The organism is Brevibacterium sp. K72 (assembly GCF_050562175.1).
Taxonomy (GTDB): Bacteria; Actinomycetota; Actinomycetes; order Actinomycetales; family Brevibacteriaceae; genus Brevibacterium; species Brevibacterium casei.
Genome location: NZ_CP191582.1, coordinates 1,106,921 through 1,125,291, shown reverse-complemented (window position 1 = coordinate 1,125,291; position 18,371 = coordinate 1,106,921). Strand labels below are relative to the sequence as shown.

At 69.2% G+C, this 18,371-nt stretch carries 15 protein-coding genes; 7 read left to right on the top strand and 8 right to left on the bottom strand.

Translation table 11 applies throughout. The annotated features are described in order from the left end of the window. Position 1: 1 nt before the first annotated feature. From ACQ1RG_RS04975 to ACQ1RG_RS04965, 3 genes are read right to left on the bottom strand one after another with little or no spacing between them, the layout of a single operon-like run. Entirely contained in the window at positions 2–2,923 is a 2,922-nt protein-coding gene (locus ACQ1RG_RS04975; RefSeq protein ID WP_167560300.1) for a glycine cleavage T C-terminal barrel domain-containing protein, read from the bottom strand. Continuing rightward, positions 2,920–3,216, bottom strand: coding sequence for a sarcosine oxidase subunit delta (locus ACQ1RG_RS04970; RefSeq protein ID WP_430600603.1), 297 nt, complete (start codon positions 3,214–3,216; stop codon positions 2,920–2,922). Before ACQ1RG_RS04970 ends, ACQ1RG_RS04975 begins: the two co-directional genes overlap by 4 nt. A 19-nt stretch (positions 3,217–3,235) precedes the next feature. Next, positions 3,236–4,453, bottom strand: a complete 1,218-nt coding sequence (locus tag ACQ1RG_RS04965) for a sarcosine oxidase subunit beta family protein (protein WP_009379708.1) — start codon at positions 4,451–4,453, stop codon at positions 3,236–3,238. A gap of 162 nt (positions 4,454–4,615) precedes the next feature. On the opposite strand from ACQ1RG_RS04965, the gene ACQ1RG_RS04960 reads away from it, so the two are divergent. Further along, complete coding sequence (locus ACQ1RG_RS04960; RefSeq protein WP_009379709.1) at positions 4,616–5,278, top strand: GntR family transcriptional regulator; 663 nt, start codon at positions 4,616–4,618, stop codon at positions 5,276–5,278. A gap of 67 nt (positions 5,279–5,345) precedes the next feature. Here ACQ1RG_RS04960 and ACQ1RG_RS04955 read toward each other — a convergent pair whose 3' ends face one another. Further along, the gene (locus ACQ1RG_RS04955) at positions 5,346–5,924 is read right to left on the bottom strand and encodes a TetR family transcriptional regulator (protein ID WP_131248212.1); all 579 of its coding nucleotides are present in this window, start codon (positions 5,922–5,924) and stop codon (positions 5,346–5,348) included. 84 nt (positions 5,925–6,008) lie between these two features. Here ACQ1RG_RS04955 and ACQ1RG_RS04950 point away from each other — a divergent pair, with 84 nt between their 5' ends. After that, positions 6,009–6,986, top strand: a complete 978-nt coding sequence (locus ACQ1RG_RS04950) for an alpha/beta hydrolase (RefSeq protein WP_009379712.1) — start codon at positions 6,009–6,011, stop codon at positions 6,984–6,986. A gap of 206 nt (positions 6,987–7,192) precedes the next feature. Here ACQ1RG_RS04950 and ACQ1RG_RS04945 read toward each other — a convergent pair whose 3' ends face one another. Genes ACQ1RG_RS04945 through ACQ1RG_RS04935 form a run of 3 tightly spaced genes read right to left on the bottom strand, consistent with a single transcriptional unit; the run spans position 7,193 to position 11,737 of the window. Then, positions 7,193–9,961, bottom strand: coding sequence for a cytochrome b/b6 domain-containing protein (locus ACQ1RG_RS04945; RefSeq protein WP_009379714.1), 2,769 nt, complete (start codon positions 9,959–9,961; stop codon positions 7,193–7,195). Position 9,962: 1 nt separating this feature from the next. Continuing rightward, positions 9,963–10,949 (bottom strand): electron transfer flavoprotein subunit alpha/FixB family protein, encoded by a 987-nt coding sequence (locus tag ACQ1RG_RS04940; protein WP_009379716.1) that lies wholly within the window; start codon positions 10,947–10,949, stop codon positions 9,963–9,965. An 11-nt stretch (positions 10,950–10,960) separates the two neighbouring features. Then, complete coding sequence (locus tag ACQ1RG_RS04935; protein WP_009379718.1) at positions 10,961–11,737, bottom strand: electron transfer flavoprotein subunit beta/FixA family protein; 777 nt, start codon at positions 11,735–11,737, stop codon at positions 10,961–10,963. A gap of 328 nt (positions 11,738–12,065) precedes the next feature. Here ACQ1RG_RS04935 and ACQ1RG_RS04930 point away from each other — a divergent pair, with 328 nt between their 5' ends. Continuing rightward, complete coding sequence (locus tag ACQ1RG_RS04930) at positions 12,066–12,524, top strand: Lrp/AsnC family transcriptional regulator (RefSeq protein ID WP_009379720.1); 459 nt, start codon at positions 12,066–12,068, stop codon at positions 12,522–12,524. Positions 12,525–12,914: 390 nt separating this feature from the next. Here the strand turns inward: ACQ1RG_RS04930 and ACQ1RG_RS04925 are convergent, their stop codons facing one another. After that, entirely contained in the window at positions 12,915–13,649 is a 735-nt protein-coding gene (locus tag ACQ1RG_RS04925) for a TetR/AcrR family transcriptional regulator (RefSeq protein ID WP_009379722.1), read from the bottom strand. A gap of 231 nt (positions 13,650–13,880) precedes the next feature. On the opposite strand from ACQ1RG_RS04925, the gene ACQ1RG_RS04920 reads away from it, so the two are divergent. The 4 genes from ACQ1RG_RS04920 to ACQ1RG_RS04905 all read left to right on the top strand — a co-directional run bounded on the left by ACQ1RG_RS04920 (position 13,881) and on the right by ACQ1RG_RS04905 (position 18,225). Beyond that, a complete protein-coding gene (locus tag ACQ1RG_RS04920) occupies positions 13,881–14,390 on the top strand; it encodes a YqeB family protein (RefSeq protein WP_009379724.1) in 510 nt (169 codons plus the stop codon). A gap of 168 nt (positions 14,391–14,558) precedes the next feature. Then, complete coding sequence (pdhA, locus tag ACQ1RG_RS04915) at positions 14,559–15,662, top strand: pyruvate dehydrogenase (acetyl-transferring) E1 component subunit alpha (RefSeq protein WP_009379727.1); 1,104 nt, start codon at positions 14,559–14,561, stop codon at positions 15,660–15,662. Next, positions 15,659–16,684 (top strand): alpha-ketoacid dehydrogenase subunit beta, encoded by a 1,026-nt coding sequence (locus ACQ1RG_RS04910; RefSeq protein ID WP_119297104.1) that lies wholly within the window; start codon positions 15,659–15,661, stop codon positions 16,682–16,684. Before pdhA ends, ACQ1RG_RS04910 begins: the two co-directional genes overlap by 4 nt. Next, on the top strand, positions 16,684–18,225 hold the full coding sequence (locus ACQ1RG_RS04905) for a dihydrolipoamide acetyltransferase family protein (RefSeq protein WP_119297103.1): 1,542 nt from the start codon (positions 16,684–16,686) through the stop codon (positions 18,223–18,225). Before ACQ1RG_RS04910 ends, ACQ1RG_RS04905 begins: the two co-directional genes overlap by 1 nt. Positions 18,226–18,371 lie beyond the last annotated feature (146 nt).

Sequence of the window (18,371 nt, the reverse complement as noted above, 5' to 3'; positions counted from 1 at the left end):
CTCAGCCATCACGGCGCTTCCCTTCGGGATCGTAGAACACGGGTGAGGTGATCTCGACGTCGATCACCTGGTCACCGAGCGGTGACTGGACGACCTCGCCGAGGCGGTTGCGGCCGTTCTCGACGAGCGCGAGCCCGAACGGCCGGTTCAGTGTCGGGGAGAGATAGGACGAGGTGACGTGCCCGATCATCGGCACCGGCCCGTCCTCCGGGGTGATCGGGGTGCCGGCCGCGACGAGCTGCGCCCCCTCGATGAGCCGGGTCTCCCCGTCGACGGGGAGGACCCCGACGAGGTGCTTGCGGTCCTCCCGGGCCGTGTCGAGGCGGGAGAACGAGCGCTTGCCGATGAAGTCCTTGACCTTCGAGATGATCCATTCCATGCCCGCGTCGGCGGGAGTGACGGTGCCGTCGGTGTCCTGTCCGACGATGATGAACCCCTTCTCCGCGCGGAGCACGTGCATCGTCTCCGTCCCGTACGGGGTGATGTCGAACTCGGCTCCCGCCTCGGCGACCATCTCCCAGACGGCGAGTCCGTAGAAGGCTTCGACGTTGATCTCGAACGCGAGTTCCCCGGAGAACGAGATCCGGCAGATCCGCGCGGGGATTCCGTTCGCGAGCGTCGTGTGCCGGAACTCCATGAAGCCGAACGCCTCGTTCGACACGTCGAGATCGGGGGCGACCTTCGCGATGACCTCCCGCGACTTCGGGCCGGCGACGGCGACCGTCGCCCATTCCTCCGTCACCGAGGTGAAGGCGACGTCGAGGTCGGGCCATTCCGTCTGGTGCCATTCCTCGAGCCATTCGAGGACCTTCGCGGCCCCACCGGTCGTCGTCGTCATGTAGTAGCGGTCCTCGGCGACCCGCAGGGTCACGCCGTCGTCGAAGATCATCCCGTCGGGGGTGCACATGAGACCGTAGCGGGCCTTGCCGACGCCGAGCTTGGAGAACCCGTTCGTGTAGATCCGTCCGAGGAACTTCCCGGCATCGGCACCGCGGATCTCGATCTTGCCGAGTGTCGATGCGTCCTGGAACCCGACGGACTCCCGCACGGCCCGGCATTCGCGCAGCACCGCAGCGTCCATGTCCTCGCCGGGCAGCGGGTAGTACCACGGCCGCTTCCACTGCCCGACGTCCTCGAACTCGGCGCCGTGGGCGACGTGCCACGGGTGGATCGACGTCACCCGGGCGGGGTCGAAGAGCTCCCCCTTCCGCCGTCCGGCGAGCGCGGCGAAGGCGACGGGGGTGAAGGGCGCCCGGAAGGTCGTGTGCCCGACCTCGCCGAGGTCGTCCTCCCCGAGGACGGCGGCGATCGTCCCGATCGTGTTGACCGCACTCGTCTTGCCCTGGTCGGCGGCCGTCGAGATCGACGTGTAGCGCTTGATGTGCTCGACCGAGCGCATGCCTGCGTTCATCGCCCGGAGGATGTCGGCGACGGTCTGATCGCGCTGGAAGTCGACGAAATGCGAGGTCAGGGCCTCGGGGTCGTCGTCCGAGGTGACGACCCAGAGCGGGCGCTGGGGTGCGTCCGCGCCCTCCTCGGTCGTCGTCGGCACTGTGGGCTCGGTGTCGAACCCGGCCCGCTCGGCTGCCTCACTCCCGGCTTCCGCTCCCTGCCGCAGGGCCGTGGCCAGTGCGTACTCCCCGGTCATCGCGCCGACCGTGAACTGGTCGCGGACCGGTCCGGCAGGGACGAACGCGGCGATGTCCGCGTCCCACTCGATGGGTCCGCGGCGCTGCCCGTGGAGGTGGATGACGGGAGAGAACCCCCCGGAGACGGCGAGGAGGTCGAGGGCGATGTCCTCCCCCGCCGAGGCGGCCACCCCGTCCTCATCGAGGGAGGCGACCGTGATCCCGGAGACCCGTCCCCCCGGGCCCTCCCCGGCCGTGCCGGTGACGGCGGAGCCGAGGATGAGCCGCACCCCGGTATCGGAGGCGACTTGAGACGCCCTCGCCGAGGCGGTCGGGCGGGAGTCGACGACCGCGGCGACGTCGACGCCGGCAGCGACGAGATCAGCGACGAGCGCATAGGCGGAGTCATTCGTCGTCGCGATCGCGACCCGCTCACCGGCGAGAACGCCGTACCGGCCGAGGTAGGTCCGCACGGCTGAGGCGAGCATGATGCCGGGACGGTCGTTGTCGGCGAAGACGATGGGACGCTCATGCGCACCGGTGGCGAGGACGACCTGCCCGGCCCGGATGTGCCACACCCGCTGCCTCGGTCCCGCCTCGGCGCCGGTCCGGTCCTCGAGGGCGACGAAGTAGTTCGAGTCGTAGCTGCCGAAGACGGTCGTGCGCGGGGCGTACGTGAACTCCTCGGCGGCGGCCGCCTCGGCGAGCGTCGTCTCGATCCACTCCGGGGCCAGGATCCCGTCGATGACGGCGTGCGGATCCGAGAGCAGGGACCCGCCGGGGATGACGCCGTCGTCGAGGAGGAGGACGCGGGCCCCGGACTGTGCGGCCTCACGGGCGGCGGCGAGCCCGGCGGGACCGGCGCCGACGACGAGGACGTCGGTGTGGGTGTGCCGGTGCTCGTAGGTGGCGTCGTCGCGGCCGGGGTCGAGGATGCCGAGGCCCGAGAGGTACTCGGCGGTCAGGCCCTCGCGGATGAGGACCCGGGTGGCCTGGAGCATCGACTCGGCCACCTCGGCGGAATCAGGGGCATGGACGCGGACGAGGGCGTTGGGCTCCTCGACTCCGGCGGCCAGAATCCCCCGAGGCCGGTCGAGGTAGGTCGACGGTCCGCAGTCGAGGCGTCCGGCGGCGATGAGGGCGCTCGCGATCGTGTCCCCGGCGAACCCCGAGTAGGCGACGCCGTCGACGGTGAAGCCGATCGGTCGGCTGCCGTCGATGCCGGTCGCGGTCTCGAGCCGAGCTGCCAGAGGGCCCAGGGTCGCACCGGTCCGGTGCGAGTCGGTCGTCGTCATCGTCCTGTCGCTCCTTCGAAGGTCGCGGGCCGGGGCTGACCCATCGGGTAGACCCCGGCGAAGTCGTAGGTCACGGTGTCGCGCACGGCGTTGAACCACTTGCGACAGCCGAGGCTGTGGCACCAGCGTTCGGCGAAGAGCCCGCGGTCGTTGTCGCGATAGAAGAGGTACTCGGCCCATTCGCGGTCGGTGAGCGCGTACGGATCCTTGGGGTAGGGCACATGCGCCTGGCCTCCGTAGGTGAATTCGGATTCGTCGCGGGATCCGCAGTTCGGGCAGATGATGAGCAGCATGGCGGTCCTCTCTGGTCGGTCAGTGGGCGACGGCGGCCGCGCCGTGCTCGTCGATGAGGTGGCCGGTCTCGAAGCGTTCGAGCGCGAAGGGCGCGTTGAGCGGGTGCGGTTCGTCGGTGGCGATCGTGTGCGCGTAGGTGAATCCCGCACCGGGGGTTCCCTTGAAGCCGCCGGTGCCCCACCCGCAGTTGACGTAGAGTCCCTGGACTTCCGTCTTCGACACGATCGGGGAGGCGTCGAGGGTGACGTCGACGATGCCGCCCCAGGTCCGCAGGACGTGGGCGCGGGCGAAGATCGGGAAGAGCTCGACCGCGGCGGCGAGCTGCTCCTCGATGATGTGGAAGCCCCCGCGCTGCCCGTAGCCGTTGTACGAGTCGACGCCGGCGCCCATGACGAGTTCGCCCTTGTGCGCCTGGGAGACGTAGACGTGGACGTGGTTGGACATGACGACGGTCGGGTGGACGGGTTCGAAGAGCTCGGAGACGAGCGCCTGGAGCGGGTGGGACTGGATGGGCACGCGGATGCCCGCCATGTCCGCCACCACCGAGGTGTGCCCGGCGACGGCGACCGCGACCTTCTCCGTGGCGATCCGTCCGAGGGTCGTCTCGACTCCGGTGACCTGGTCGCCGTCGCGGTGGATGTCGGTGACCTCGCAGTTCTGGATGATGTCGACGCCCATCTCGTCGGCCTTCCGGGCGAACGCCCATGCGACGTGGTCGTGCTTGGCGATGCCGGCCCGCGGCTGGAAGGTCGCGCCCATGACGGGGTAGCGGAGGTCGTCGCCGATGTTGATGATCGGGCAGACCTCCTTGACCTGCTGGGGATCGAGCCATTCGGCGTCGACGCCGTTGAGGACATTGGCGTTGACCCGCCTGCGCGATTCCCGGACGTCGCCGAGGGTGTGGGCGAGGTTGAGCACGCCGCGCTGGGAGAAGAGGAAGTCGTAGTCGAGCTCCTCGGGCAGCTGCTCCCAGAGTCTGAGCGAATGCTCGTAGATCGCCGCCGACTCGTCCCAGAGGTAGTTCGAGCGGATGATCGTCGTGTTCCGGGCCATGTTGCCACCGGCCAGCCACCCGCGTTCGAGGATCGCGATGTCCGTCATCCCATGGTACTTCGCCAGGTAGTAGGCGGTCGCGAGTCCATGCCCGCCGCCGCCGATGATGACGGCTTCGTAGGACTTCTTCGGCTCCGGGTTGCGCCAGAGGAAGTCTGGATGTTCGGGAAGCTGCTCAGCCATGCGATCTCCCTCGATCGTTAATCGTCAACTAATATATCAGCTGTGTTCCTGTAGTCTAGGCCCAGATTCCCGGCGCTGGCAATGGTTCGCGCGAAGCGATTTCCGAGCGGGCAGGAACGCCCCGGAATACTGCTGGGACGCATGACGAGGACGGAGGGCGAGATGACATCGGTGACGGACACCTCGGCGAGCAGCACGTCGCTGGCCGATCGCGCGTACGAGGCGCTGCGGCACCGGCTCATCATGCTCGACATCGCCCCCGGCGATGTCATCAACGAGGCGGCGCTGAGCGCGGAGCTCGGGGTCGGGAGGACGCCGATCCGGGAGGCCCTCAAACGACTCGAGGGTGCGCACCTCGTCGTCTCGTTCCCCAGGCGCGGGACGTTCGCCTCCAACGTCGACATCACCGACCTCGCGGCGATCACGGAGATGCGTGAGGCGCTCGAGCCGATCGCGGCCCGGCGCGCGGCGCGGAACATCGGCCCCGAACTGCGGGAGGAGTTCACGACGACGATCGCCGAGCTCAGCTCTCTCGAGGCGGGGATGGACGCCCGCCTGCTCATCGAACGCGACCTCGAGGTCCACCGGCTCATCTACGGCGCGGTCGACAACCTCCACCTGCAGGAGACGCTCGTGCGCCTCGACGACCTCGCGACGCGGATCTGGTGCCTCGTGCTCCCGAAGATCCCCGACCTCCTCGGCCACATCCGCGAACACATCGCTCTGCTCGAGGGCATCCTCGCCGGTGACGAGGATGCGGTGGGCCGGGTGGCCGGTGAGCATGTCCGCGAGTTCGAGGCGACCGTCCGCATGGCACTGGCGTAGCCGCACCGCGTCACCGACACCGCCGCGCCACCTCGACCGGGGGGCGCCTGCCCCCTGCTCGCGCGGATCACAGCCCCGAGGCGAACTCCCTCATCGCACGGTCGAGATCCTCGCCGATGCCCTCGGCTCCCCGTGCGCGTGACTCGCGCATCGCGATCGTCAGCGCCGCCCCGCACGCCCTGCCGATGACCTGGGCACGGAAGGGCTCGACGCCGCGCTTGCCGAGGACGGCGGCGACCGCCTCGGCGAGGATGTCGACCTTCGCGATGAACGCCGCCCGCAGTGACGGGGTGGAGTCGATGACCTCGTCGAGGGCGAAGCTGTCGGCCCGCCGGTCGGGGTCGGCGTAGTGGTCGACGATCCCCGACATCGACGCGCGCACGGACGTCCACGGATCCTCGTCACCGGGGCGGGCGAGGAGCCGGGCGATCATGTCCTCCCCCATCCCCACCCACTTGCCCGAGATGACGTCCTCCTTGGACGGGAAGTAGCGGAAGAACGTCCGCCGCGACATCCCCGAGGCCGCGGCGAGATCGTCGACGGTGGTCTCGGAATAGCCCCTCTCGCGGAACAGCCTCAGGGCGATCGCGGTGATCTCGGCCTGCATGAGGCGGCGCTTGCGCTCACGGAGGTTCGGGGTGCTCATCTGAGCATTGTAGGCGAAGGACAACGATGGCACTGAGTGTCATTCTTGACTTATAGTGTTCCTGTGACTGCGCGAGGAGGATCCATGACAGCACCGCTCTACCGCGACCAGCAGGCCTGGCAGGATCTCCAGGAGTTTCTGCCGGAACGACTGCGGCTCGACGAATCGACGGCTCCGCAGGAGGAGATCTGGCGCTGGCGCGGCCACCGTATCCATCTCGACCGCTATTCGCAGCCGGAGGCTTCGGCACGTGTCGTCCTCCATCACGGGGTCGGGACGAACGGGCGCCAGATGTCGCTCATCCTCGGCGCTCCTTTGGCGCGCCGCGGGTATGACGTCGTCTCCCTCGACAATCTCGGCTTCGGAATGACCGAGATGAGGTCCGGGTTCACGCCGTCGTACTCCGACTGGGTCGAACTCGTCGTCGACTTCCTCAGCGCCGAGCAGGCGAGGGATCCGAAGCCGACCGTCCTCTACGGACTCTCCGCCGGGGGCATGCTCGCCTTTCACGTCGCGGCGACAGCCCCCGCGGGCGTCCTCCATGGAATCGTCGGCATGACCTTCCTCGACCAGCGCTGCCCGGAGGTCCTCGAGCGCACGGCGCGCAGCCGTGCCACCGCACGCGTCGGCGCACCGATCATGGCGGCGCTCGCGAGGACCCCGCTCGGGCGTCTGCGCTATCCGATGCGCCTGGCCTCGAAGATGTCGGCACTTGCCAACGACCGCGGGGCGATGGAGGTCCTCCTCGGCGACCCCACCTCGGCGGGGAATGCGATGCCGCTGAGATTCCTCGCGGACTACCTCGCCTACGCCCCTGCGATCGAACCGGCGCGCTTCCGCGCCTGCCCGGTCCTGCTCACCCAGCCGGCTGCAGACCGGTGGTCGCCGCGCGAGCTCTCCGACCCGGTCGTCTCCCGCCTCGACCCCGCACTGTTCGAGGAGGTGAGCCTGCAGGGAGCAGGCCACCTCCCGCTCGAAGACCCGGGCCTGCGTCAGCTCGAGCTCGCCGTCGCCGAGTTCGTCGACCGGGTGACGAACTGGACCAGGACGCCCGCGCGGTGAGCGCCGGGCATCGTCGCTGAGCGCGAGGGCACGCAACGCACGGCCGCAGCTGCAGCCTCCCGAGCCATCCGATCGCAGACGGCCCCGGCCTGCGCGACTCAAGACTGGGCGGCCCAGCCGCACCCTGCGTGAATCGCAACGGCCCGACCGCAGCCTGAGAGGGCTGCGATCGGGCCGTGTGCTGTCCGCTGCTGACGGAGCCGGGTCTACCTGCTCGAGACGCGCCCGAAGAGGTTGGCGATCGGAGCGAGCAGCAGCGGCCTCGCCGCGAACCAGCCCGCCACGACGACGGCCATCGCCACGATGAACCAGATGACTCCCGCCCAGCCGAGCACGTTCGTCCCGGCGAACATGTAGCCGAGGTTCTGCCGCAGTCCGGTCGCGAAGACGAGGAACACGTGGACGGCGATGAAGAACACGAAGAAGAGCATCGTCGGGAAGTGGATCGCCCGCGCCAGCGGCGCCGGGTAGATCTTGTTCAGCGTCGCCGCGTCCTTCGGCCACCACTCGCTCATCCGCACGCCGGTGATCGCAGCCAGGGGGGCGGCGATGAAGACGACGATGAAGTACATGAGCTGCTGGAGCGCGTTGTAGTTGACCCACGCGTCCTCCATCGGCCACTCGAGCGTCGCGTACTGAAGCATCGCCGACAGCGCATTCGGGAAGACCTCCCAGCTCGTGGGCACGATCCTCGCCCAGTGCCCGGAGGCGAAGAGGAGGACGACGAAGACGACGCCGTTGATCAGCCACAGCACATCGAGGCTGGTGTGCAGCCATAGGTTGATGCTGATCTTCTTCCCGCCCTTCTTCGGCGTGTAGAACGCAGGCGGCTTCTGCTGGTGCCGCACCTGCAGACCCGTGCGGATGATGAGGACCATGAAGAAGAGGTTGAGGAAGTGCGTCCACCGCGCCCACGCCGGGAATCCCGGCTCGACGAAGTCGGGCAGGTGGTACTCGCCCGGGTAGCGCTCGAGGAACTCGGGCACACCGGGCAGGGTCGTGACGCCGCGCGCGGCGAGGATGAGGATTCCGCCGACGACGATGAGTCCGCCGAGGCCGAGGCTCACGAGCTTGCCCCACTGGCCGAGCGACTTGGACCCGATCATGATCGGTTCGCGTGCCGGCTGGGCCTTCGCCTTCTCGGCTGTCTTCGGCTTCTCCGCCGTCTTCGTCGGAGCAGCGGTCTTCGCCGTCGATCCCGCCGAGGCGGCCGATGCCTTCGCGGGTTCCGTCGGCTTCGCGTCGGCCTTCGTCGCCGAGGCGGTCCCGGCCGAGGTCGCCGCCGCAGGCTTCTGCGCAACAGGCTTCTCGCCCGGCTTCGAAGCCGGGCCTGCGGTCTTCGGCAGACCGGTACGGGCTGCGGGCTTGGCACCGGGCTTGCCCGTGTCCGGTCCGGTCGACTTCGGCAGCCCCGTCCGGGTCTTCGGCAGACCTGAGCGTGCCGCCGGCTTCGCGGCCGTGCCAGCGGCGGCCGCGTCCTTGTCTGTTGCTGCTTCCGTGCCTGCGGCATCGTCGGCCGTCGCCGAGGCAGCGGCCGTGCCAGCGGCGGTTCCGGCCGCAGCGGTGTCGGTTGCGGAGGTGTCGGCTGTCGCAGCTTCGCTCGAGGCAGCGGGCGCCTTCCCGGCGGCAGGCTCTGCAACAGGGGCGGTCGGTGCTGCAGCCGTCGAGGCAGCGGCGGTGACCGGGGCGAAGCCTTCGGGCGGCCAGGGGTCGCCGCCGGAGGTGCGCGGCAGTCCGCGGCGCAGGGGAACGTCGCTGAGTTCAGAGGCGCCGGCGGGCCGGCTTGCCGTTGCGGCCGCGCCAGCGCCCGCTGTGACAGCACTGCCCGCAGCAGGTGTCGCACTCGTCTCAGCGGCGGGAGTCGTCTCGGGCTCCGCTGCCGAGTCAGCAGCCGTCGTAGACGCGCCAGCGGCTGCCGCCGGGGCGCCCGACTCTGCGGGAGCACCGGTCTCGGCGGACGCACCGTCTGCCGAAGTGGATGGTGCCTGTGCGCCGGCGCTCTTCACACCGGCGGGAGCGAAACCTTCCGGCGGCCACGGGTCGCCGCCTGACTGCCTGGGCAGTCCGCGGCGTAACGGCACCGAGGCGTCCTCGCCCGCAGTTCCCCCACTCGAGGCGGCAGCGATCCCCGCTCCGGCGACGCCGGCACCGGCGGCCACTCCCGCAGCAGCACCGGCAGTCGGCTGTGTCGCGTCGGCCGCGACAACGTCGCTCGGCGCCTCTTCATCCTGTGCAACCCCATCGGCCTGCGCGCTATCGACATCGCTCGCACTCGACACGAGCTCGGATTCGGAGACAGCGACCTGCTCCGATGAAACTGGCTCTGACGAGACCTGCTCCGACGCTTCGGCTGCGGACACGCCCGGCTCAGGCGCGGCCGTGGGCGCACCATCGGCCGAGCCAGCGGCGGGACTGCTGGCCGAGGACCTCGCGCGGACGGAGGCAACGCCCTCGGGCGGCCACGAATCTCCTCCGCTCACGCGCGGCAGACCGCGTCGCAGCGGAACGTCGATGACTTCGGTGGCAACGGCTGCCGCCACCCCTCCTCCAACTGCCGCACCGGAATCTTCGGCGCCGAACTCATCGGCTCCGCGATCCTCGATCCCGAGGCCCGAATCACCGAGATCCTCAGCACCGGGTTCAGCGGCACCGTGATCGTCGGCACCGACGGCCGACACGTCGCCGGGGCCGGCCTCAGGGACCGACGAACCGGCATCGTCCGAGGTCACCGGGGCACGCACCTCGGCGGCACCGGATTCGATGACATCCGCCTCGGTGGGCTCATCGACGATCCCAGCCGAATCGGACACTGCCGACTCGGACGCAGAGGGAGCGGCTCCGGAAGCAGCCTCGGCGCTCACCCATTCGCGGGACTCCCATTCGACGGCCTGTCCGACGGTCCCCTCCGGGGGCCACGGATCGCCGCCGGAGACCCGGGGCAGGCCGGCACGCAGCGTGGTGGAGAAGGTGGACATATCAGGACTGTTTCGCTTTCAAGGTCTCGACGGCCTGGGGCACGACCTTGAACAGGTCACCGACGACGCCGTAGTCGGCGATGTCGAAGATCGGCGCCTCGCCGTCCTTGTTCACCGCGACGATCGTCTTCGAGGTCTGCATACCCGCCTTGTGCTGGATCGCACCCGAGATGCCGAGCGCGACGTAGAGCTGCGGGGACACGGACACACCGGTCTGACCGACCTGGTGCGACTGGGCGATGAAGCCGGCGTCGACAGCGGCGCGGGAGGCGCCGACGGCGGCACCGAGGACGTCGGCGAACTCGCCGACGAGCTCGAAGGACTCCTCGGAGCCGACACCGCGACCACCGGAGACGACCTTCTGGGCCCCACGCAGCTCGGGACGCGACGAGGTCTCGACGATCGGCTCGAACGCCGTCACCTGGGCTGCGCGCTTGCCGGAGTCGGCGACCTCGAGGACCTGCGAGTTCGCGGGCTGGGCCTCACCGCGGTTCTCGATCGAACCGAGGCGGATCGTGATGACCGGGGCACCGAAGGTCGGGGCGGACTGAGCGGTGTAGCCGCCGCCGTAGACCGAGTGGTCGGCGACGATGCCCTCGGAGTCGCGGTCGACGCCGATCGCGTCGACCGACAGCGCCGATCCCGAGCGCACGGCGAAGCGACCGGCGAGGTCACGGCCGTCGATCGTGTTCGGGATGAGGACGGCATCGGGGGCCGTGAGCTCAGCGGCTGCGGTGAGAGCGTCGACGGCGAAGGACCCGAGCGCGGTGTTGCCTTCGGGCACCTCGGCGACGAGGGTCTGCACGGCGCCGAGAGACGAGGCCGTCTCCGCGGCGGCGTCACCGCTGCCGGAGGGCGCGATGACGAGGGCGACGGGGCTGCCGATGACACCGGCTCCGCCGAGGAGTTCGGCGGCCGGCTTCTCGAGTGCGCCTTCGGGGTCGACCGTCAGGGCGACGAGGATGGTGTCCTGGGGGAATTCAGACATGGGCGTTCTCCTTAGGCCAGACGGTTCTTGATGAGGAATTCGGCGAGTTCGACGCCGCCGTTGCCTTCGTCGACGACCTTCTCACCGGCTTCGCGCGGGGGCTTCTCGGCGACGGAGACCATGATCGAGCGCGCCGTCGACTGATCGGCGGCATCGACGTCGAGGTCGGCCAGGCCGATGACCTCGAAGGGCTTCTTCTTCGCCGCCATGATGCCCTTGAAGTTGGGGAACCGGGCCTCGGGCAGCGCCTCGGTGATCGAGATGACGGCGGGCAGCTCGGCGGTCACCTGCTGCTGGCCGCCGTCGACGGCGCGGGTGCCCGAGACGGAGCCGTCGGCGATCTCGACGGCCGAGAGGTTCGTCAGATGCGGCAGATCGAGATGCTCGGCGAGCATCGCCGGCAGCATGCCGGCATTGCCGTCGGTGGAGATGTTGCCGGTGATGACGAGGTCGTAGCCGCCTCGGCGCACGGCTGCGGCGAGGACTTCGGCGGTGAGGCCGAGGTCGGCGCCGAGGAGTTCCTCATCCGCGATGTGCACGGCGTCGCCGGCACCCATCGCCAGGCCCTTGCGGATCGTCGCCGTGGCACCCGAGGGCGCCATCGAGACGACGGTGATCTCGGTGCCGTCGTGGCTGTCGGCATAGGACAGGGCGACTTCGAGTGCGCGTTCGCCGATCTCGTCGAGCACGGCCTCGGAGGCGGCACGATCCGCCAGACCGGTCTCGAGATCGAGCTTGCGATCCCCGTACGTGTCCGGGACCTCTTTGACCAACACAGCGATCTTCAACGTGGCTCCTTATCAATGACGCAGGTCCGCCGTCGAGCAGTCAGGCCTGCTGCGAGTCGTCTCCGACCATAATCTACAGTCGGGAAACAGCCGTCCGTCAGTGGGATCGCGGCTCGACCCCACCGTTCCTCCGCCCCATGCTACGTGGTGGAGGACACATCGGCGTCACCGGGGCGTCCGATCGGTCACAGCGGCCATGATACTTAACGAACGTTTACTTAAGTGTAGGTCGAATCCCCGGTGCTCGCATCCCCGCCGAGGCGGCCGACCGCGATCGCACCCCGTCCGACCTAGAATGGGGGCACCGACCCGCACCAAGGAGATCCCCGTGTCCTTCGACCTCGACGACATCGACCGCAGCATCGTCGCCGCTCTCGTCGAGAACTCGCGCCTGAGCGTCCGCCAGCTCGCCGAACGTGTCCATATCTCCCGGTCAGCCGCCCACAAACGCTTCACTGCGCTCATCGAATCCGGGGCGATCAAGGGCTTCACCGCCGAGGTGGACCGCGGTGCGCTCGGCATGACCGTGACCGCGGTGGTCGTCGTGAGGATCGGCGATCGGCCGTGGCCCGAAGTGCGCGACGATCTCGCCGCGCTGCCGTTCGTCGAGAAGGTCCAAGCCGTCAGCGGTGACATCGACGCTCTCGTCACCGTCAATGCGCCTGACAACACGGCGCTCTCCCAGGTCATCCTCCGCAGGATCCACGAGGTCCCCGGCGTCACATCGTCGCGGTCGCTGCTCATCCTCGACGAGGCCGACGGGCACAGACCCGGAGCACAGGGCTGAAGCGCGCTGAAACCCTCGGAGCGACCACCGTCGCCTCCGCCTGGCGCAGTGAATCGGCAACATCTGCATCGGTCGGGAAACGCGGCGCATATCGTCGGCTCCGAGGGTTCCTGGCGAATGAAACAGTGAGACATCGGGCCCGCAACTCCAAGCAGGTGTGTCAACTGCCTGAGGCAACAGGAACGTGCCCTCTATCTCATAGGTCAGCCTAACCTAAGGATTCGGCGAGCACAATCCCCCGCTGAGACTCGCGGGGAGGCCCCGCCGAAACCTGCATCCCGGTCGCCCGCGATCGCCCGATCGCAGCGAAGCCGCTGGCGGCGGGGGACTCCCGCGGCGAGGGGCGCTCCCGAGGGGCGCTCTCGAGGCGGCGCATGATGTCAGGGCGACTCAGGTGCCCGGCGCCTCGAGTGTGCGCCGGACCGCACGAATCGTCAGGGCGAGCGCCTGAGCACGGGCATCGCGATCGGCGATCCCGGCGCTGACGGAGAACAGATGCCCGGAGCCGATGGTGAGGAAGACGTACATCGCCGCCCACCCGACGGGCACGTCAGCCGTGATCGACCCGTCGGCCTGGCCGCGCGCGATGACCGCCTCAAGCTGGTCGTCGTCGGACTCGGTCGTCGCACCCCCGGGACCGAGGTCGTCCGCGTCGCCCTCGCTCTCCGCACCCGAGGGGCCTCGCGACGCCTCGGCGCGGTCACTGCGTTCGCGCTCCGCCACGGCCCGTTCGCGCTCAGCCACGGCACGTTCACGCTCCGCTTCGACCCGTTCGCGGGCCACCTCGGCGAAGGTGTCGTCGGTGATGATCGGGTTGTCCGCGAAGAGGAGGGTGAGCACGTCGGGGACGGTGAAGAGCTGGGTGCAGATCCGCTCGACGGCATCGAGCCCGGTTCCGACCTCGGGACGGGCGCTGAGGAACGCATCCCCGAACATCCGCGCACCGAGGCGGGCCACCTCGGCGATCATCGCCTCGCGATCCCCGAAGTGCCGATACAGGGTAGTCCGTCCGACGCCGAGACCATCGGCGAGGTCGGTCATCGACGCGGTCGAATCGGCCGCGAGCAGCGGCAGCGCCCCGTCGATGAGGGCCGTCCTGCCCAGCCGCCCCATTCCCTTGGCCATATGCACCTTCCGTCGTCGTTCGCACTCATGCGTGCCTTCCCATCCTCGCCGATCACCGCACGCGGATCGACTCCGTCCAGCGTCGACCCTCCGCCTGCACCATCAACCGGCCATTCCTCCACCCTTGCCTAGAGGAACATCATTGTTCCACTTTGGTACACTTATGTTCCAGTACGCGAGCTGACGCGCTCGGACCGCGCCCAGAACGCACATCCAGACCAGGGAGGAACGATGCCCACCACGCCAGACGCCGACTCCGGACACGTCCGCGGCGAATCGGAGGTCTTCGAGCTCAAACGATCGGACGCCGTCATCATCGGTCTCGTCTGCGTGGCGGCGGGCATCGCGCTCGGCTTCTTCCTCCCCGCGCTCGGTTCCGTTGCGGCACGCTTCCCCATCCCCTTCGGCGATGCCATTGAGAAGCTCAGCGGATTCGACGAGCAGTGGGTGGTCATCGCCCGGCCGTTCGTCGGCGCCGTCCTCGGGGCCGTCGCCGCCCTCGTCATCTCCGCCTCGGTGCCGCGGCTGCGCATCGACGACGACGCGATCACGGTGGACACACGCAACGGCCATCCGGTGCGGATCTCGCGGGAGTCGTTCTCGACCGCCTACTTCGACGGCGGCAAGTTGACGATCCTCACCGCCGGCGGACATCAGGCGTTCCATGGCAGTGTCGAAGGGAAGAAGGACCGGGTCGCCGCGGCGTTCACCGCTCGAGGCTACCGCTGGGGCGAGATCTGAGCGGCGCCCGCGAGCCCCTCCAACACCCCTGAATCCCCAGTGCCAAACGTCCACCGAGACCGCCTCCGATCACTCACAACGTCCACCTTTGCCGACACGATCGGCACCCCTGTCCGTGACCGATCTCAGAGCCTGGATCGGTGATGCGGCTCACGTCATCATGAGGGTATGACCATCGACGTTCCCACCACCGGCCGCTCGCTGCCGCAGCTGCAGCCCATCAGCTTCATCGGCCCAGACGGACAGCCCACCGACACCGACACCGACGGGCTCGAGATCCCGAGCGACCGGACCCTGGCCGGCCTCTATCGGCAGATGGTCCTCGTGCGCCGCTTCGAAGCCCAGGTGACCCACCTGACCAGGCAGGGACGCCTGGCCACGTACCCGTCCGCCGCCGGACAGGAGGCGTGCGAGGTGGGGGCGACGACCGCGCTCGCACCGGGCGACTGGCTCTTCCCCACCTACCGCGACTCGGCCGCGCTGCTCACCCGCGGTGTGCCCGTCGGAGAGATCCTCGCGGCCTTCCGCGGCGACTGGCACTGTGGCTTCGACCCGCAGGAGTACCACACCTCACCAGCGGCGACACCGCTGGCCACCCAGACCCTCCACGCCGCCGGTTTCGCGATGGCGTCGAAGCTCAAGGGCCGGGAGGCGTGCACGCTCACCTTCCTCGGCGACGGCGCGAGCAGCGAGGGCGACACCCACGAGGCCTTCAACTTCGCCTCGGTGTGGCAGACCCCGACCGTCTTCGTCCTCCAGAACAACCAGTACGCGATCTCGACCCCGCTGCGCGAGCAGTCGAATGCGACGATGCTCGCCGACCGCGCGGCCGGCTACGGGATGCCGGGCATCCGCGTCGACGGCAACGACGTCGCCGCGGTCTTCGCCGCCGTCTCTGCGGCCCTCGAACGCGGACGCGAAGGCGACGGCCCGACCCTCATCGAGTGCCTCACCTACCGGATGGAGTCGCACACGAACTCCGACGATCCGACGAAGTACCGCGACTCCGAGGAGGTCGAGCATTGGAAGCAGTTCGACCCGATCACCCGCCTCGAGGCGTTCCTCCGCGCCCGCGGAGTCCTTGACGACGAGGCCGTGGCGACAGTCGCCGACGAGGCTGAGACCCTCGCCGCATCGGTGCGCGACGCGATGAACACCGAGGCCGAGATCGACCCGACCGAGCTCTTCGCCTACGTCTACGCGAACCCGCGCCCCGCCCTGCGCGAGCAGCAGGCCCAGTGTGAAGCCGAACTCGCAGGTGCCCACGCATGACCGCGACGACGGACGCACCGACGACCGAGGACACGACTCCGGCACCGACCTCGGTGACGATGACGAAGGCGCTCAACCAGGCCCTGCGCGATTCCCTGGCCGAGGACGAGAACGTCGTCGTCTACGGCGAGGACGTCGGCCGCCTCGGCGGGGTCTTCCGCGTCACCGAAGGCCTGCGGAAGGAGTTCGGACCCGAGCGCGTCTGGGACTCCCCGCTCGCCGAGTCCGGCATCGCCGGAACCGCGATCGGCATGGCGATGGCGGGCATGCGCCCGGTCATCGAGATGCAGTTCGACGCGTACGCCTACCCCGCGTTCGAGCAGATCGTCTCCCACATCGCGAAGATGCGGAACCGGACGAAGGGCCGCATCAGCCTGCCCATCACCATCCGCATCCCCTACGCCGGCGACATCGGCGGCGTCGAACACCATTCGGACTCCTCCGAGGCATACTGGACGTCGACGCCGGGGCTGACCGTCGTCACCCCGTCGAACCCGGCCGATGCGTACTCGCTGCTGCGCGAGTCGATCGCCTCCGACGACCCCGTGATCTTCATGGAGCCGAAGTCCCGGTACTGGATGAAGGACAAGCTCAGCCTCCCGGTGACCACGGCCCCGATGAACCGCGCCGAGGTGATCCGCGAGGGCACCGACGCCACCCTCCTCGCGTACGGTCCGACCGTGCGCACGGCCCTCGAGGCCGCCGAGGCGGGACCCGAGCACGGCCTGTCCATCGAGGTCATCGACCTGCGCACGCTCTCTCCGTTCGACGATGAGACCGTGTCCGCGTCGGTCCGCAAGACCGGCCGCGCCGCCGTCATCCATGAAGCCGCCCAGTTCGGCGGATACGGCGCCGAGGTGGCCGCTCGGGTCACCGAACGCAACTTCACCTACCTCGCCGCCCCGATCCTCCGGGTCACCGGCTTCGACGTCCCCTACCCGTCCCCCAAGCTCGAGGAGTACTACTTGCCGACCGCCGAACGCGTTCTCGACGCCCTCGAATCGTGGGATTGGGATCTGTGATGAGTGCCGTGACGAGCGCGGGTGCCCGCGACTTCATCCTCCCTGACCTGGGAGAGGGCCTCACCGAGGCGGAGCTCATCAGCTGGAAGGTCGCCGTCGGCGACACCGTCCACGTCGACCAGATGGTCGTCGAGGTCGAGTCGGCCAAGAGCGTCGTCGAACTCCCATGCCCCTTCGCGGGCACGGTCGTCGCCCTCCATGCCGAGGCCGGAGACACGGTCGAGGCCGGGCAGGCTCTGCTCTCCGTCGCCGAGGCGGGGGCTGAGGCCGGAGGTTCGCCCGCCGGCGCGGGTGGTTCGGCTGCCGCTGCGGGCGGCTCGTCTGCTGCGGCGGGCACCGGCGCCGAGGAGGATCCGACCGAGCCGCCGGCCGCCGATGACGCAGAAGATCCGGTCGGCGTCGAAGGCGGCGGTGCGAACCTCATCGGCTACGGCGCTTCGGAGCCCAAGGCCCGCTCGGGCAAGAAGCGGACGTTCGGCGGCAAGCGCAGTGCCGGGAGCGGCAGCAGTGCTGAGACCAGCAATGCTGGAAACAGCAGCGCTGCGGCGACTGCCCCGGAAACGGCTACGACGCCCGCCCCGGCGCAGTCCGCATCCGCAACCGCCCAGCCCGCTGCACCGGCAGCACCGTCGTCGCCCACAACCTCGCCGGTCACCTCGCCGATCGTGCGCCGGCTCGCCCAGGAGCATGGGCTGAGCGCGAAGCACCTCACGGGCACGGGTCCCGGCGGAGTCGTGACGAGGGCCGATGTCCTCGCGGCGATCGAGACCGGCACGACCACCGACCTCACCAGCAGCACCGCCGGACAGCCGGCCGCCTCGGCGACGGCTTCGACGGTCGAAAGCACCGACCCTGACACCCGGACTCCGATCACGGGTCTGCGGAAGGTCGTGTCGGAGAGGCTCACGCAGTCGCGGAATGAGATTCCTGAGGCGACGATCTGGCTCGACGTCGACGCGACCGAGCTGCTGCGGACGAAGAAGGCCCTCGAGGCGCGCACGGGTGAGAAGTACTCGCTGCTCGCACTCGTCGCGCGGTTCGTCATCGCCGGGCTCAAGCAGTACCCGATCCTCAACTCGTCGATCGACACGGCGGCGAACGAGATCGTCACCCACGGCGACATCAACCTCGGGCTCGCTGCGCAGACCCCGCGCGGGCTCATGGTTCCCGTCGTCCACGGAGCCGGCGAGATGAATCTGCGGCAGCTGCGCGACTCGATCGTCGACACCGTCGGCAAGGCGTCGACCGGCAAGTTCGCGGCCTCGGAGCTCTCCGGCGGCACGTTCACGCTCAACAACTACGGGGTGTTCGGCGTCGACGGGTCGGCACCGATCATCAACCTGCCCGAGGTCGCCATGCTCGGCCTCGGCCGGATCAAGGACCGGCCGTGGGTCGTCGACGGCGAGCTCACCGTCCGCAAGGTGATGTACCTGAGCTTCGTCTTCGACCATCGCGCATGCGACGGTGCGGAGCCGAGCGAGTTCCTCACCTTCGTCGCCGACTGCATCGAGAACCCGATCTCCCTCCTCCCGGAGGTCTGAGCACCCACCCCGGACGCGCGTTGAGGACGCGCGGTGTCGATTCCCGAACGAGAAATCGACACTGCGCGTCCTCGATTCGCGCCGGGCGTCCTTCCCGCACAGCGTTCGGTCCGCGCACAGCTGTCGGGCTGTGCGCGGACCGAACC

Bases quoted from the DNA above. Each gene is read 5' to 3' on its own strand.
- ACQ1RG_RS04975 (WP_167560300.1), bottom strand. From the start codon at position 2,923: ATGACGACGACCGACTCGCACCGGACCGGTGCGACCCTGGGCCCTCTG.
- ACQ1RG_RS04970 (WP_430600603.1), bottom strand. From the start codon at position 3,216: ATGCTGCTCATCATCTGCCCGAACTGCGGATCCCGCGACGAATCCGAA.
- ACQ1RG_RS04965 (WP_009379708.1), bottom strand. From the start codon at position 4,453: ATGGCTGAGCAGCTTCCCGAACATCCAGACTTCCTCTGGCGCAACCCG.
- ACQ1RG_RS04960 (WP_009379709.1), top strand. From the start codon at position 4,616: ATGACATCGGTGACGGACACCTCGGCGAGCAGCACGTCGCTGGCCGAT.
- ACQ1RG_RS04955 (WP_131248212.1), bottom strand. From the start codon at position 5,924: ATGAGCACCCCGAACCTCCGTGAGCGCAAGCGCCGCCTCATGCAGGCC.
- ACQ1RG_RS04950 (WP_009379712.1), top strand. From the start codon at position 6,009: ATGACAGCACCGCTCTACCGCGACCAGCAGGCCTGGCAGGATCTCCAG.
- ACQ1RG_RS04945 (WP_009379714.1), bottom strand. From the start codon at position 9,961: ATGTCCACCTTCTCCACCACGCTGCGTGCCGGCCTGCCCCGGGTCTCC.
- ACQ1RG_RS04940 (WP_009379716.1), bottom strand. From the start codon at position 10,949: ATGTCTGAATTCCCCCAGGACACCATCCTCGTCGCCCTGACGGTCGAC.
- ACQ1RG_RS04925 (WP_009379722.1), bottom strand. From the start codon at position 13,649: ATGGCCAAGGGAATGGGGCGGCTGGGCAGGACGGCCCTCATCGACGGG.
- ACQ1RG_RS04920 (WP_009379724.1), top strand. From the start codon at position 13,881: ATGCCCACCACGCCAGACGCCGACTCCGGACACGTCCGCGGCGAATCG.
- pdhA (WP_009379727.1), top strand. From the start codon at position 14,559: ATGACCATCGACGTTCCCACCACCGGCCGCTCGCTGCCGCAGCTGCAG.
- ACQ1RG_RS04910 (WP_119297104.1), top strand. From the start codon at position 15,659: ATGACCGCGACGACGGACGCACCGACGACCGAGGACACGACTCCGGCA.
- ACQ1RG_RS04905 (WP_119297103.1), top strand. From the start codon at position 16,684: ATGAGTGCCGTGACGAGCGCGGGTGCCCGCGACTTCATCCTCCCTGAC.